At 60.7% G+C, this 14,881-nt stretch carries 15 protein-coding genes; 3 read left to right on the forward strand and 12 right to left on the reverse strand.

Annotation, left to right across the window (positions count from 1 at the left end; translation table 11 throughout):
- The first annotated feature begins 202 nt into the window (after window positions 1-202).
- On the forward strand, window positions 203-1,159 hold the full coding sequence (locus BMX94_RS00155) for an NAD(P)/FAD-dependent oxidoreductase (protein ID WP_091002279.1): 957 nt from the start codon (window positions 203-205) through the stop codon (window positions 1,157-1,159).
- A gap of 339 nt (window positions 1,160-1,498) precedes the next feature.
- On the forward strand, window positions 1,499-2,194 hold the full coding sequence (locus tag BMX94_RS00160) for a hypothetical protein (RefSeq protein ID WP_091002280.1): 696 nt from the start codon (window positions 1,499-1,501) through the stop codon (window positions 2,192-2,194).
- A gap of 27 nt (window positions 2,195-2,221) precedes the next feature.
- Here BMX94_RS00160 and BMX94_RS00165 read toward each other — a convergent pair whose 3' ends face one another.
- From BMX94_RS00165 to BMX94_RS00210, 10 genes are all read right to left on the reverse strand, one after another.
- Window positions 2,222-3,835, reverse strand: coding sequence for a ClC family H(+)/Cl(-) exchange transporter (locus tag BMX94_RS00165; RefSeq protein ID WP_091002281.1), 1,614 nt, complete (start codon window positions 3,833-3,835; stop codon window positions 2,222-2,224).
- Window positions 3,836-3,987: 152 nt separating this feature from the next.
- Window positions 3,988-5,205, reverse strand: a complete 1,218-nt coding sequence (locus BMX94_RS00170; protein WP_177171266.1) for a C40 family peptidase — start codon at window positions 5,203-5,205, stop codon at window positions 3,988-3,990.
- A 147-nt stretch (window positions 5,206-5,352) separates the two neighbouring features.
- Entirely contained in the window at window positions 5,353-5,889 is a 537-nt protein-coding gene (locus tag BMX94_RS00175; RefSeq protein WP_091002283.1) for an adenine phosphoribosyltransferase, read from the reverse strand.
- A gap of 55 nt (window positions 5,890-5,944) precedes the next feature.
- Complete coding sequence (gene ftsR, locus BMX94_RS00180; RefSeq protein ID WP_091002284.1) at window positions 5,945-6,682, reverse strand: transcriptional regulator FtsR; 738 nt, start codon at window positions 6,680-6,682, stop codon at window positions 5,945-5,947.
- A gap of 3 nt (window positions 6,683-6,685) precedes the next feature.
- Window positions 6,686-7,120: an FHA domain-containing protein gene (locus BMX94_RS00185; protein ID WP_091002285.1), complete on the reverse strand. Its 435-nt coding sequence runs from the start codon at window positions 7,118-7,120 to the stop codon at window positions 6,686-6,688.
- A 42-nt stretch (window positions 7,121-7,162) separates the two neighbouring features.
- Entirely contained in the window at window positions 7,163-7,540 is a 378-nt protein-coding gene (locus BMX94_RS00190; RefSeq protein ID WP_091002286.1) for a RidA family protein, read from the reverse strand.
- Window positions 7,541-7,549: 9 nt separating this feature from the next.
- Window positions 7,550-8,446 (reverse strand): hypothetical protein, encoded by an 897-nt coding sequence (locus tag BMX94_RS00195; protein WP_143052229.1) that lies wholly within the window; start codon window positions 8,444-8,446, stop codon window positions 7,550-7,552.
- A 47-nt stretch (window positions 8,447-8,493) separates the two neighbouring features.
- Window positions 8,494-9,642 carry a D-alanyl-D-alanine carboxypeptidase family protein gene (locus BMX94_RS00200; protein WP_177171267.1) on the reverse strand — a complete coding sequence of 383 codons (1,149 nt, stop codon included), beginning with the start codon at window positions 9,640-9,642 and terminating at the stop codon, window positions 8,494-8,496.
- Window positions 9,639-10,382: a CDP-alcohol phosphatidyltransferase family protein gene (locus tag BMX94_RS00205; protein ID WP_286159965.1), complete on the reverse strand. Its 744-nt coding sequence runs from the start codon at window positions 10,380-10,382 to the stop codon at window positions 9,639-9,641. The genes BMX94_RS00200 and BMX94_RS00205 overlap by 4 nt, the downstream gene beginning before the upstream one ends.
- Before the next feature lie 154 nt (window positions 10,383-10,536).
- Window positions 10,537-11,931, reverse strand: a complete 1,395-nt coding sequence (locus tag BMX94_RS00210; protein ID WP_091002290.1) for a M20/M25/M40 family metallo-hydrolase — start codon at window positions 11,929-11,931, stop codon at window positions 10,537-10,539.
- A 169-nt stretch (window positions 11,932-12,100) separates the two neighbouring features.
- Between BMX94_RS00210 and BMX94_RS00215 the strand changes: the two genes are divergently transcribed.
- Window positions 12,101-12,439, forward strand: a complete 339-nt coding sequence (locus BMX94_RS00215) for a DUF1292 domain-containing protein (protein ID WP_091002291.1) — start codon at window positions 12,101-12,103, stop codon at window positions 12,437-12,439.
- Window positions 12,440-12,543: 104 nt separating this feature from the next.
- Here BMX94_RS00215 and BMX94_RS00220 read toward each other — a convergent pair whose 3' ends face one another.
- Complete coding sequence (locus BMX94_RS00220) at window positions 12,544-13,710, reverse strand: phosphoglycerate dehydrogenase (RefSeq protein WP_091002292.1); 1,167 nt, start codon at window positions 13,708-13,710, stop codon at window positions 12,544-12,546.
- A gap of 54 nt (window positions 13,711-13,764) precedes the next feature.
- Window positions 13,765-14,853, reverse strand: a complete 1,089-nt coding sequence (gene serC, locus BMX94_RS00225; RefSeq protein WP_091002293.1) for a 3-phosphoserine/phosphohydroxythreonine transaminase — start codon at window positions 14,851-14,853, stop codon at window positions 13,765-13,767.
- Between the last annotated feature and the right edge of the window lie 28 nt (window positions 14,854-14,881).

Here is a 14,881-nt window from a genome sequence, read left to right on the forward strand (position 1 = left end):
TTCGATTTGCTGGCTGCTTTACCTCTATGTACAGTTTCCCCACGGGTGCCTTTCGCGAGCTTCCCGTGGGGATTGTTATATGCAAGTCCAGAAGTGGTATATGTTACCAGCTCAGTTGGGTATAGCAGGGGAGAGCAAGCACGAGAAGAATGGACAGGGGAGAGTCACGCGCTCTGCAAGTCCCCTACCGGATTGGATTGCCATGGAAAGCACTAACCAGCAGGTAAAAGACCTTGTCATCGTCGGCGGCGGACCAGCTGGCCTCACGGCGGCCATCTATGCCCAGCGCTCACTTCTTGATGCTGTGACCCTCGAGCAAGAGGCCTTTGGGGGTCAGACCATCCTAACGAGCGAGATCGACAACTACCCAGGTCTCCCGCACACGGATGGCTACACGCTCTCGGAGGCCATGCGCTCCCAAGCGACCGACCTCGGAGCGGACGTCCGCATGGGGCAGGTGACAGGCATCGCTCACGACGGCGCGAGCGGGCTTTTCAGCCTCAGTACGCCAGACGGGGACCTTGTAACAAAGTCCGTCATTCTCGCTGGCGGAGCTACGCCCCGTCGAGCTGGCTTCCAGGGCGAGGAGAAGTTCGCATCACATGGCGTCTCATATTGCGCTACCTGTGACGGCATGTTCTACCGCGGCAAGCGTGTCTTTGTTGTGGGTGGTGGGAACTCCGCCGCTGAGGAGGCGCTTTTCCTCACACGTTTTGCTAACGAGGTTATCCTCATTGTGCGTAAGGATCACCTTCGTGCACAAGCTGCCGTCGCTCGCGAACTCGAAGCGAACGAGAAGATAACAATTAGGTACCTTACGAGTATTTTCTCGCTAGATGGCGGAGAGCTTCCGAGCTCAATAACCTTCAGAAACAACGAGACGGGCGAGACCACGGTCGAAACCTATGACGAAGGTTCCTTCGGCGTCTTTGTCTTCGTGGGCCGTGTGCCCGCAAGTCAGCTCGTCAAGGACCTTGTCGATGTTGACCCGTCGGGCTACATCATGACCGACGAGCGCATGGCAACAAGAACGGCGGGGCTGTTTGCCGCCGGCGATGTTCGCAAGACGCCGCTGCGCCAAATTGTGACGGCAGCGGCTGATGGTGCCATAGCGGCAAATAGCGCAGCTGCGTTTCTTGGAAGGCCCGTCGAGGGCTAGCGAGCCCTTCGAGTTATAGAGTCTCACTTGTGGTGTGGCGCGTCTTGGGTGGCTTATGGCCCACTAGAGACGCGCCCCTTGCTTTGCTCGCTATGCTCATCTTTAAGAGCGATAATATATCTTATGTAAAGTAGAGTAGTAAGTAGTATTTTCCGAGAGAGTATAAGGCGATGGAAGAAGCTGACGCTCGCCTGGCACCCTCCCACCCTTCAAACCCGTTGCATTCGTCGCAACGTCAGGGTTGGCCACTTGCCCTCGCTGCTTGGAGTGAGCCTCTCTGTTTGTTGCACGATATGAGATAATTTCGTAAGGACATCCTGGGCTTGCGGAGGCAATGCCATGGTCTCTCAAAGGCTGCGCAATTGGTCGATCGTACTGCTTATCGTTTTTTGTGCTCTCTTCGCCTGGATATTGTTGCACACCCAGCTACCTACAAACGTTTCTGGCGCACACCTGGATTACGTCTCGGGAACGGTGATATCCGTTGAGCCTGAATCGCACGCTTTGTCTATCCAAGTTAGCGGCTCGGATAACGACTGTACGTTCCCCGAAGACCCCATTCGATTTGTAATGCGAAATGATGAAGATCTCTTTCAAAGTGACGTTGGTGAGGAAGTCACCGTTGGCTACATCCACGGTGAAATCGGCGAAGAGGGCGCCCGACCTGGCTATTGCATCGATTTCAATACCTCGGAATCTCCCGCTGCTCGAAATCCAGAACTAGCGGATGCCCGAGATTCGTCCTCCTCGCCCGTCTACTCCTGTGAAGGGACAATTGACTCCATCGACGCTGAGAATAACATTGTCAGTATCACCGTCAGCGCAGCCTCGCCTCATACAGAAGACCTTGGAGTTACTGCTGGCGACTCGTGCTCGTTCGATTTCTCTGCATGGACCATGTCTCAAAACCTCGCCACATACCATAACGGAGACAGTATCGACGTTTGGTTCTCAAACCAAATAAATGACGATGGCTCATACAAGGCATGGTGCGCTCAGCCCACGAGCGTGACCGAATGCTCGCCTTTTGAATAACATAAAGCCGCGTTGAACCAGAAGGCACTATCTCATACTCGGTGGCGTCCATTGCGTGTCTATGCCCGCCCGTGTCATCTGCTGGAGCTTGAGACTCGCGTCACTCTCCGTGTCGGTATCCATGATGATGAGCAGGTTGTCGAGCGCAATGATGCGCGTGCTGCCCGTAGGCACAATCTCTTGTCCTGCGCGCTCGACCGTTACCACGCGCACGCTATCCGGCCACGGAATGTCACGGATGAGCATTCCCTCGATTCGGGCACCCGTACCTACCGTATATGTGTGAACAATCTTCTCGCCGGCATCTCCGTTGGCCATGGGGTCATCCGGGGTCACTCCCAGAAGCTTTGCAAGCAGATGCTCGTAGAACGGATCGACTCGTAGCACGTTTGCCGTGACGTATGCCAGGATAGCCACGATGGACACGGACAGCAGCGAGTCGAGCGACCCGGTGAGCTCGAATACAAGCACCACAGCGGTCACAGGTGCCCGCACAACGCCCGAGAAGCATCCTGCCACACCCAGAGCCACAAAGTTCACCACGTAGGCCTGTGGAAGCCCAAGCGCGTTGATGGCGATGACGCCAAAGAGTCCGCCCACCAGTGAGCCCATGGCGACCAAGGGAAAGAGCGTACCGCCGGGCGCCCCAGAGGCAAAGCTGACGGTCGTAAAGAGGTACTTGCCCAGAAGAAGCCCCATGATGGTCCACCAGGTAAGGCCACCCGTCTGCTGGATGGTCTCTACGATGGCGTCACCACCACACATGAACTGGGGAAACGTAAACGCCACAACACCAGCGATTGCAAACGGGATGGCGAGGCGAGCGTACGGAAGGTGTCGCTGGATTTTGTCGTAGCATCGCTGGGCGAAGAACATTCCGCGGTTATGCAAGGCTCCAAGCACACCGCAGGCAAGGCCGAGAACCACGACGAGTGCATAGTCGATGTGCGGAAGATCTGCAGCAAAGGAAAGGCTGAGCACCGGACGCACACCCAACACCTGCGAGACCAGAAAGTCTGAGACGACAGAAGCCGTCATGACCGAGATGATGAGAGGCGCGCTGAACTGCTTGTGTATCTCCTCAACGGCAAAGAGGACCCCCGTGAGCGGCGCGTGAAAGGCCGCAGACATGCCGGCCGCCGCCCCACAGGTGACGAGGAGGCGTTCCTCTCCCCTGCCGCGCTTGAGCGCCCTCGCCACCGCCTTACCGGACATGCCTCCAAGCTGGACGGACGGTCCCTCTCGACCAAGCGAGAGGCCGGCAAACGCACAGAGCGTCCCCTCGGCGAACTTTGCTGCGATTACTCGGTGCCAGGGCATATCGATGCGCCCGATGACCTCAGCGTCAATTTGGGGGATGCCACTCCCCTGGGTATAGGGCTCCCAGAGCAGAAGCTTGGAGACCACCACAAGGATAACGGCAAGAATGGCAAACCACGCGGCCATGAGGATGGCGTGACCTGCGAATTCGCCTGTGATCGAGCGCAGGCCCTTCTCGGCGAGCGAAAGCGCCAGGCGGTAGAGCGTTACCACTCCACCGCCAAGAAGGCCCGCAAGGGCGCCCTCCCCCACAAGATTGACCTGGAACCGCCGCGAGAGACGACGCCCTACGGTGAGCTTGCGTGCCGCTCGCTCAGTCATGCACAAACCACCACTCTCAACGCACCATTGCTCCCACAAAGCCTATCCAGCTTACTCCAAAGCACGCGTGGCTTGATACGGGGACCGGGGACAAGAAAACGCACCCCCGCATGGCGAGGGTGCGCAGACGATGCCCAATGATGGTGCAGGTCCTAGTACGAGCCGCCTCCATAGAAGCCGTAGATAGGTCCAACAATGACACCCGAGGAGGGATTGGCGGCGTGGACAATCTGCCCGTTGCCAAGGTAGATTCCCACGTGGCTACCGCCGTACTCGAAGACAAGGTCACCGTAGGAAAGTTGGTCCTGACTCGTCTTCCAGCCACCGCTTGCCTTGATGGAGCTAATCATGGAGTACGTGGTGCGACCGCGCGCGTAGCCATAGACATAGCAGACGAGGCCCGAGCAGTCGAACGCGTTGGGCCCGGTCGCCTCGTACACGTAGGGGTGACCCACAAGGGAGAGCGCTGCGGAGACGCCACCACCAGAGGGAACGTTGGAGCTGCTAGACCCACTGTTTGTGTGCGAGCTGCTGTTGGAGCTCGAGCTGCTGTTCGTGCTATTGCTTGTGCTCGTGTTGCTGCTCGAGCCACCATTTGATGAGGTAGCAGTGTTAGATGTGGTGTTAGTAGTGGTGTTGCTCGTGGCGGACTCAGCCTGCGTGGTGGTACCGCCACCGTTGGAGTTGATGGTCTCCTGGGTCTGGATGGCCTGGACAACCGTGGTGACAGAGCTCTCCTCCTGGGACTCTGCCGCAGCGGCCGCCTCAGCGGCGAGCTGCGCCTGAATCTCCTCGTTAAGGGAGTCGTAGTACTCCTGGGCCTCGGCGACCTGGTTCTGGTAGTCGGTTGTCTGAGACTGGAGGCTGTCTACCTGAGACTGCTGGTCTGCCTGCTGCTGTTCGAGGTCACTCTTCTGCTGCTCGAGCTGGTTCGAGAGCGTCTGAACCTCAGAGATGGCCTGGGCATCGGCCTCGGAGACCTTGTCGAGGTAGTAGATGTTGGAGGAAAGCTCCTCGAAGGAGGCAGATGAGAGGATGAGGTCGAGCGCGCTTGAGGAGCCAGACTTGTACGAGCTCTTCATGCGGGCGCCCAGCTCCGAGCGCTTCTCGTCCAGCTGGGTCTGCGTGTCAGAGATCTGCTGCTCGGTGTCTGCGATGTTATAGGTGGTCTGCTCGAGCTCTGAGGTAGCTGAGGAGAGCTGATCCTGCAGGGAGGAAAGCGTGGAGCCGAGCGACTCAAGTTTCGCCGATGCAGCAGAGAGATCATCCTCGGGGCTCGCCATGGCAACGGTGGGCGCAACGGTGAGCGCGCAGGGCGTTGCGAGGGCAAGAACCAATCCGGCTGTGATGATGCATCTTGCATGGGTCATTGCGTAGTCCTTTCGACGCTTGCAGAACATTCTACGTCAGGCGTAGGCAAACGGCACTGCTTTCCATACGATGGGCAGAAGGCTCTATGCAACTTGGCCGCCCCCAGACGGAAGCGGCCAAGAACGGTGCAAATGCGTGCGACTCCCCTACTTGACGGGAATGAGGGTGTAGACCTCGCGATCGGGGTACTCCTTGGCAATCACGTCGCGGGGGTTCAGGAACGTGAGCTCAAGGATGAAGGAGAAGCCCTCGATGCGGGCGCCGGACTGCTCCACGAGCTTTGCCGTGGCAGCCGCCGTGCCACCGGTAGCAACGAGGTCATCGACGATGAGAACCACATCGTCGGAGCTGAGGGCGTCCTTGTGGATCTGCAGCTCGTCGGTGCCGTACTCGAGTGAGTAGGTCTGCGAGTAGACCTCGCGGGGAAGCTTGCCGGGCTTGCGCGCCGGAACAAAGCCCGCGCCGAGCTTGTATGCCACGGGGGCGCCTACGAGAAAGCCACGGGCCTCTGCGCCAACGACCTTGGTGATACCGCGGCCAAGAAAGTGGTCGGCGATGTCATCGACGAGGTGCACGAGGCCATCAGGATCGGCGAACAGCGGGGTGATGTCCTTGAAGATGACCCCCTTCTCCGGGTAGTCGGGGATGCTCACGATGCGGCTCTCGTAGTCGAAATCAGACACGTGCGGTTCCTTTCTCGTGGGTTCTGTTGGCTATGGGCCAGGGGGCGCCCGGGGGCTAGCCCTCCATGTCCTTGAATGATTGATGCACCAGCCTGCGTATGAGCTCGGTTCGTACAACGTCGGTGAGCGCGAGCATGCGCGAGAAGGCCTGCTCGAAGCGTTCACGCGACTCGTCGGTGACTTCTGCCTCGACGCCGCCGCCCTTCTTTGCGTACACGACCAAAGCCTGCTCAAACATTGCTGACTCACGGTTGGCAGAGTTCACGTACTGGCGCAGGTTCTTTGGGCCAATACCGTAATGGCGAAGTTCATCGCAGGTGCGGATGAGCCCAATGTCATGGCCGTCGACCAAGTCGCGGCCGTGAGGAGAGCGCTTGAGCGCGATGACGCCTGCCTCGGAGAGCTGACGCACGAAGCTCACCGATACGCCTGCAACCTCGGGCATGCGGTCGATGGGATGGAACTTCTCGGCCACTTCCTCGTCTACTGGCCCCACAAGCGATACCTCGACTGCAGACTCGGCAGCGGCCACAGGCGGCTCTCCCGCATCCTGCCGGTCGAGCTCGTCCTTGATGACCGAAAGTGGCAAGAACCTATTCTTTTGCAGGTAGAGAATGGTCTCCAGCCGCTTGATGTCTCGCTGCGAGTACAGACGGTACCCGCCGGGCGTGCGAGACGGGTTGAGGAGCCCCTCGTCCTCGAGGTAGCGGACCTTCGATATGGTGAGGTCGGGATAGAGGGCCTGGAGCCGCTTCACGACCTTGCCGATGGTGAGGTATCCGGCGTCAGGCATGGTCTAGCCCTCGGCGTCGATCCTGCGCGGACGAGCGTTGGTGTGGAACACCATGCGGAAGGTGCCAATCTGGATGGTTGAACCGTCCTTGAGCGAGGCCTTGCTCACAATGGCGCCGTCAACCCAGGTGCCATTGAGGGAGCCGAGGTCCTCGACCGTAGCCCTGCCCTGAGGGCAGGCAGACAGGTCCATCTTCGCGTGGTGACGCGAGACGGTCATGTCGTTCAGGAAAACGCTGTTGCGCGGGTCGCGACCGAGCGTGATGATGGGCGTATCGAGCTCAAACGTCTCGCCAATCTGGGGACCCTTGACAATGGTCAGCGTGGGGTGCGCCGGCTTCTTCTCGGCCATGAGGTCAGGGACGGTGGCGTCTGCAGACGGCATGCGGAATATCTCGGTTGCCCCCATGTCGGTGGCGTGGTTGTTGGTGGGCTGCATCGAATCTCCCCTCAAGTGAACCTTACTCTCTCATGATACCGCTTACCTGCAGGCCACGCAGTCCATCTCGACAAGTGCGCCAAGAGGGAGGGCGGACACCGCGACCACTGAGCGCGAGGGCGCAGGCTGCGGAAAGCGCTCCGCAAAGACCTGGTCCATCGCGTCAAAGTCTTCGATGTGGGCAAGGTAGACGGTAGCCTGGGCCACGTCGGAAAGCGAGCAGCCCACTTCGGCAAGGATGGCCTCGACAATGTCAATGACCCGTGAGGTCTGCGTTGCCACCGACGCCCCGACTATGGTCTTGCCATCCGGGGCAACGGGCAGCTGGCCGGAGGTGTAGACGAACCTCCCGGCCGTCGTGCCCTGTGAGCAGGAGCCATAGGCGTCCGGCGCCAGCGCGGCGTTGATTGCATACTTCATGTGCTCTCCCTACTCCCCGTGTATTCCGCGCGCGCCAACATAGTCATTCCCGCGGCGCAGGAGCCCCCACGCGCGCAGATCCTGCTCTGAAATCTCGACAACGTCGGTTGAGTCGAGCCGCTGCATCCAGGGGAGCTGCGACCAAGCATCGAGCACGGCATTGCGCCCAACGGGCTCGACCCACGTGAACGAGAGAAGGCTGCGCCACATGATACGGGCGGCGACCTTTGGAACGAGAAGAATATAGGAGGGTGTCCCGGCGGCGATGTCGAGCGGAATGCCCATCAAGAGCGCAGGGATGTGCCCATCGAGGGTCACGCTCTCGACGGCACCACGAGCGGGAAGGGCGCGGGCGGCCTGTGGCAGGTAGTCTGCGAGAAGCTCGTTTGCCCGTGCACCCATGATGAGCAACGGGACAAGCATGCCACTTGCCTCCTCGACGGTGGTGCCTTCATAGGGAGCACCGTCGCTGCTTTTCACCTGCGAGAGGAACGTGAGCCAACCAGCCACGACTGGCCCCCTGTGCGTAGGGTCGAGCAGCACGTACTCGTGCGTGCCCGTGCGGGCAAGCAGGGCTACCGAGGTGATGGCGCCGTCTCCCGTGAGGGCCGGCTCGAATGCGCACTGTCCAACCCCAAGCTTGCGCGCACAGAACGCTGCCTCGCACAGCTCCTGTGGGTGGGCTCCGGATACAAGCCGATACGTGGCGCCAGTGAGGTCTGAGATTGCTGCTCCCTGGAGCGTGACCTCAAGCTTGTGCTCGCCAGGATACGATGCAGGGAAGGCAAGACCGGTGTCCTCTGCGCGTCCAAGGCTCCCGCCCAAAGCAAGGTGCTCTTGGTAGAGCTCACCTCGTACCGTCCCCGACGGTGCGCAACTCCCCTGCCGCTCGCGCTTGTCTGCCACAAGAACCCCTTTCTGGCGCCTCTTAGCAGGGCGTCACATGCACTTCTCTATACGGCATACCCATACAGGGGCAGTGTGAACACGTTCACCCTTGGCATACTCTTCAAAGTTAGTCGCGCGACATAATGGACGCTTCCTGCCGTTCTACCATCCTGAGTCCAAGCGGTAGACCCCACAGGCTGCCCATTGTCGACCAAGAGGTTACGCTGGAGCACGGTTGAGCTAAAGGAGAGACTCCCGCCCTCCGGCCACGTGACAGCGGTCTCGTTGTCCGTTGGCGTCACCACACATGACAGGGCGAAGTTGTCGGCAAAGGGCCGTACGCCTACGACCCACGAGCTCCTCGCCACACGCGTCCGCTTGAAGTTCGCGTATGCCCATTTGAGAAGCGACACCGTGTCCGTGAAGCGGCCGGAACTGGTCTGCGCGCCAAGGACGCAGGTGAAGAGCTCCACGCCATTGCGCTGACAGGCGCCCAGGAAGGCGGCGCTTCCCGCCACATAGCCCGTCTTGATCCCTCGAATTCCCTTGTAGGAGCCAAGGAGCTCGTCCGTCGAGTAGAAGGTCTTTTTCGCACCGGCAACGCTTACCATGACAGACCTCGTGTGCACCGTTGCCGCAATGAATGGGTACTCGGAGAGGGCGACTCTGCCCATAAGGGCAAGGTCGGAGACCGTGGAGTAGTGCCCCTCGGCATCGAGCCCGTGGGGGTTCTCGAAGTGGGTGTTGGTCATTCCCAGCTCCTGGGCCTTCTCGTTCATGAGCTCGACAAAGGCGTCCTCGGAGCCGGCCACGTTGAGGGCCACGTTCTCTGCCGCGTCGTTTGCGGAGTAGACAAGCATCACGCGGAGAAGCTCTCGCAGCGTGGGGGTGTCTCCCTCCACAAAGCCGGCGGTCTGTGAGTCCGCTCCCAGGTCCGTTGCGTGGATCTGGCAGGGAGTATCCAGGTCGATTCCCGAGTCAAGCGCCACCATTGCCGTCATGACCTTGGTGATGGAGGCCATGGGCATCTGCGTGTCCGAGTTCTTCTCGTAGAGCACATTGCCCGCAGAGTCCTCAACGATGGCGCACTGCGCCTCGCTAAGGACGGGGTCCGTGATGGCTTCCTCGTCAGCCAGCGCTGCCTGGGGCGCCAAGAGCAGCAGTGCAAAAGCGAGAAGAACTGCTGGAATGGGGTACTGGCGGAGAAACGTCACTGGTCCTTCTCCTCCTCCTGCTGCTGCCCACCAAGCGCCTCGCGGCGAATCTGGATGCCCTCCCGCGTGTAGATGACGGCGGTGGTTATCGAGCACACAAGGCCTGCGTACACAAAGAAGATGCCCAGCGTGGCCGCCTGCGCATTGAGGCCAGGGAGCCACGACACATCGAACAGCTCAAGTCCGGGGACTACGGGAGCACCCAGGAGCAGATCACAGAAGCCAAACATGAGAAGTGCCGTCGTGACCTTGCCAATGTAGACCACGTCTACAGGGCGTCGGCGGTACTTCTGGAGGACAAGCGCTCCAATGGCCAGATAGCAATCGCGTCCTATGACCAGCACGGCAACCCACACCGGGAGCTCTCCGGTGAGCACGATGGCAAGCACTCCCGTGAAGAGCAACACGCGGTCCATGATGGGGTCCATGACCTTGCCAAGCCAGCTCACCGTCTGGGTGCGCCGGGCAACTTGCCCGTCAAGGAAGTCCGTCACGGCAGCGATGGCGTAGAAGCTCAGCGCCAGCACGCGATTGGTGCCCTGCACGAAGAGCACGAGGAAGGCAATCGTGAGCGCAAGACGACACGCCGTAATGACGTTGGCAACCGTGAGAATCTTGAAGGAGGGGTTGTTGGGCGTTCCCTCCGGCGCGGTAGTAGTCCCCGAACGTTGGGCGGTCTCGGCGTCCGAGTCGGTGACGCTCCTGATCTGGGAACCCAAGCTTTCGAGATTTCTTACCACAGCCATGCCCTTCCGGTGTCATCAAACGTGACTTCGAACTATGCGGAAGCCCCTGAAGTCCTCATACTACCCCAAAAGCTTGCCTTCTCTCCCCTCCTGCCAAGGGGACCAAAACCTGAGCAGAACGAAAGGCGACTCATGCGGAGGAGCTCGGCTAGAGGACGGTCCGTTCGAGAAGACGCACGAGCACGCGAATTCCCTGCGCATACGTGCGACGAGAAATGCGCTCGTTCACGCCGTGGACGCCAGTGGCCTCCTCCTCCGGCGTTGGCCTGAAGGGAATGACACGCAGAATTGAGCCACATACCGCCTCGTAGCGAATGGCATCGGTGCCGCCACAGACAAAGGAGGGCACCACGTCGACGTCGCGGTAGTAGTGCCCGAGCGCCTCGGCGACCTCCGCATAGCCTGCACCAACAGTGGAATCCATCCTGCCGGCAGGGGTGTAGTGGACTGGCGTTGCCGTGACGCCCGTTCCTCTCAGCGCCTCCCTCACCCACGCGAGCACGTCGTCTGCCGTGGTTCCCGGCAGGAGCCGGAAGTTGATGGTCGCGCTCACGTCGCCAGGCATGACGTTGGGGGCAGCCGAGCCACCCTGGAGCATGTCGACTGCCATGGTGGTTGCCACAAAGGGGAAGAGCTCGCGTCTGGTGGCGGCGAGCGCCGCAATCTTCTCGGCGTTGCCGTCCACGTCCCTGACGAGCGTGCTGAGTGGCTCTTCGGCAATATGAGGGGCAAGCGCACGGAAGGTGTCGCGCACGATGGACGTGAGCCTGGGCGCGGGGCGCGAGTCGGCGATGCGAGTGATTGCCCGGCAGAGGCGCTCGAGGGAAGATCCGCCAAAGGGGTTCGAGGAGTGCCCGCCTTCGCCATGAGCATCAAGGCGCACGTCGAGGTAGCCCTTTTGCGAGATACACACGTCCGCGAGGACGCGGCCTTGAGCTCCCCACATGGCGCCGTCAATCATGGTTGTCGTGCCCTCGTCGAGAAGCCACGCCGCTCGGACGCCACGCTCCTTGAGAAGTGCGGCGAGCCGTGTGGCCCCCGCGCTCGCCGTCTCCTCGTCCGCACCAAAGGCAAGGACAACGGTGCGGCGGGGGCGCTTGCCGTGGGTGAGGAGGTACTCAAGCGCCTCGAGCTCCCCCATGAGCATGTCTTTGATGTCAAGCGCTCCCCTGCCCCAAACGAAGGTCTCGTCGATGTCACCAGCAAAGGCGTCGTGCTGCCAGTCCTTCTCCGTGCCTGGCACGACGGGAACCACGTCCTGGTGGGCGAGAAGGAGCACACAAGGCAGTGACGGGTCCGTTCCCGGGCAGGTGATGAGAAGGTTCCTGCCAACCTCCTCGAAGCTTGAGGCCTCCGTGACGTGGGGATAGGAAGCGCGCACGAGCGCGTGTAGCCGCTCGAAAGGAGCATCGTCGGTCTTCTCGCCGCAGTCGACGGTCTTGCACGAGAGAGCCGCCGCAAGCCTCCTGCAGGCGCTGTCGTAGTCGAGGTCTGGGTAGTCTTCCTCGTGTGCGTAATGCGCATATACATTGATACCGCTCATGGTTTCCCTCCTACCGTCCACGGCTTGGCACGCTTTTCTTTTCCATGGTAGACGGCGTAATTCGGGCAACTCACCGAGAAGGCGCCGCTTTCACGTTCAAGAAATGATTATGCAGATAAACTCAGTCTGAGGGCGCGGAAGACGCCCGGTCCCGGATGAAGGAGAAGCCATGGCGGAAGACGAGGAGTACTTCGAAGACGCCGAGCTCGACTTTGACGAGCTGGGGGATGAGGACTATGGCCTCGGGGACCAAGGCGGCTGGGCCGACGACGACCCCGAGACCATCACGCTTGAGTACGATGACGGAACCTCTGAGAAGTGCGACGTGCTGGGAATCTTCCCGTACGACGGCAGGGAGTACATCGCGCTTGCGCCCGAGGAAGACCAGGAGTCGCTCTATCTCTACGGCTACGTCGAGCACGACGACGGCTCCAACGACATAGTGCCCATCGAGGACGACGCGGAGTTCGACGCGGTGGCTGCCGAGTACCAGTCGCTGATGGAGTAACGGCGTACAAGCAACGTCTCAAACAGCAGGCGGAGCAATGACGGCCGCCCCATCCAGATGCGTCTGGGTGGGGCGGCGGTGGAAAGCACGTGCTGCGCGAGGGGTTACGCGCGGATGACGCGGATGCGACGGACGCCCTCGGCCTGAGCAAGGTAATCGATGACGTCAGTGGGAACCTCGCCGGCAATGTCGATGAGGGTGTACGCCATGGCGCCACGGCTCTTGTTCGCCATGTTCTCGATGTTGATGCCCGAGTCTGCCAGGTACTGAGAGAACTTGCCGATCATGCCCTGAACGTTCTGGTGGATGATGGCCAGGCGCTCCCCAGAGGCAATGGGGCCAAGGTCAACGGCACCAAAGTTCACGGAGTGGGTGATGTTTCCGTTCTCGATGAAGTCGCGTAGCTCCTCTGCGGCCATCACTGCGCAGTTTTCCTCTGCCTCGGTTGTGGAGGCGCCCAGGTGCGGCAGGACGATGGCATTCTTCATGTCGGCGGAGACGGGGTTGGGGAAGTCGGTCACGTAGCGTGCAATGTGGCCCTCTGCGAGCGCCGCGGCCATGGCCTGCTCGTCCACGATGGTGTTGCGGGCGAAGTTGAGCACCACGGCGCCGGGCTTCATCTGGGAGATGAGCTCAGCGTTCACCATGTTCTTGGTCGAGTCCATGGCAGGCACATGGATGGTGATGTAGTCACAGTCGGCCACAAGGCGGGAGAGGTCGTTCGCGTGCTCGATGCGGCGATCGAGGTTCCACGCGGCAGAAACAGACAGGTACGGGTCATAGCCCACGGCCTGCATGCCAAAGCGCGTGGCGGTGTTGGCAACGGCCGCGCCAATGGCGCCAAGGCCAATGACGCCCAGTCGCTTGCCGGCTAGCTCGTGGCCCGCAAACTGCTTCTTGGCCTTCTCCGCGTGCTTAGCGAGGTCGGGGTCGTCAGCATTGGCGCGCACCCACTCGATGCCGCCCACAATGTCGCGGCTTGCGAGGAGCAGGCCCGCAAAGACGAGCTCCTTCACGGCGTTGGCGTTAGCACCAGGGGTATTGAAGACGACGATGCCCTCATCGGCGCAGCGGTCGAGCGGGATGTTGTTCACACCGGCACCGGCGCGCGCGATGGCGAGAAGACCCTTGGGGAACTGGGTCTCGTGGAGGCTTGCGCTCCTCACCATGATGGCGTCGGCATCCTCAAGGGTGTCGGTGAGCTCGTACTTTGCCCCAAGTCGGTCAGTGCCCGCCTTGGCGATGTTGTTCATGCAGTGAACCTTGTACATGGAATGACTCCTTGATGGTGGTGGCTAATGACAAAGATGCGCTGGCGAGAAGAGCTAGGCCTTCTTGTGGGAGCGCTCGAAGCCATCCATGAAGTTCACAAGCGCCTCGACGCCCGCCTTGGGCATGGCGTTGTAGATGGAGGCACGCATGCCGCCGACGGTGCGGTGACCCTTGAGGTTAACGAGACCGGCCTCTGCCGCCTGGGCAACAAACTCGGCGTCGAGGTCCTTGTCGCCGGTAACGAAGGGGACATTCATGAGGGAGCGGCTGTTGGGATCGGTCACCGTGGGGTGGAAGAGCTCGGAGGCGTCGAGGTAGTCGTAGAGGACCTTGGCCTTCTCGGCGTTCCTCTCGTGCATGGCTGCAAGGCCGCCATTCTCGAGCAGCCACTGGAACACAAGGCCACACATGTAGATGCCCCAGCAGTTGGGGGTGTTGTAGAGGGAGCCCTTGTCGGCCTGGGTCTTGAAGCGAAGCATCGTGGGAACACCAGGCAGGTCATCTGGGATGAGGTCCTCGCGCACGATCACGATCTGCACGCCGGCGGGGCCAACGTTTTTCTGGACGCCCGCGTGGATGCAGCCAAACTTGGTCACGTCAACCGGCTCGGAGAGGAACATCGAGCTCTGATCGGCCACGAGCGTGTGGCCCTTGGTATTGGGCAGCGTGTGATACTGCGTGCCGTAGATGGTGTTGTTCTGGCAGATGTAGAGGTAGTCGGTGTCTTCGCGGATGGGCAGGTCGGAGCAGTCGGGGATGTAGGTGAAGTTCTTGTCGGCAGAGCTGGCCACCACGTTGGGGTCGCCAAGGATCTGCGCCTCCTGATAGGCCTTCTTGGCCCAGTTGCCGGTGATAACGAAGTCTGCCTTGCGATGCGGGGCCAGGTTGATGAAGGTGGTCGCAAAGAGCAGCGAGTCACCGCCCTGCAGGAAGAGCACCTTGTAGTTCTTGGGGATCCCCATGAGGGTGCGGATGTCGGCCTCGGCCTTGTCGATGATGCCCTGGAACACCTTTGACCTGTGGCTCATTTCCATGACGGACATGCCCGAGCCCTGATAGTCGAGGATTTCGGATCCCGCGCGAGAGAGCACCTCCTCCGGAAGTACGGCGGGGCCGGCGGAGAAGTTGTACACGCGCGCCATGTAGATCACTCCAATTTCTGGTGCATCG

Source organism: Olsenella sp. KH3B4 (assembly GCA_900111695.1).
Lineage (GTDB): Bacteria > Actinomycetota > Coriobacteriia > Coriobacteriales > Atopobiaceae > Tractidigestivibacter.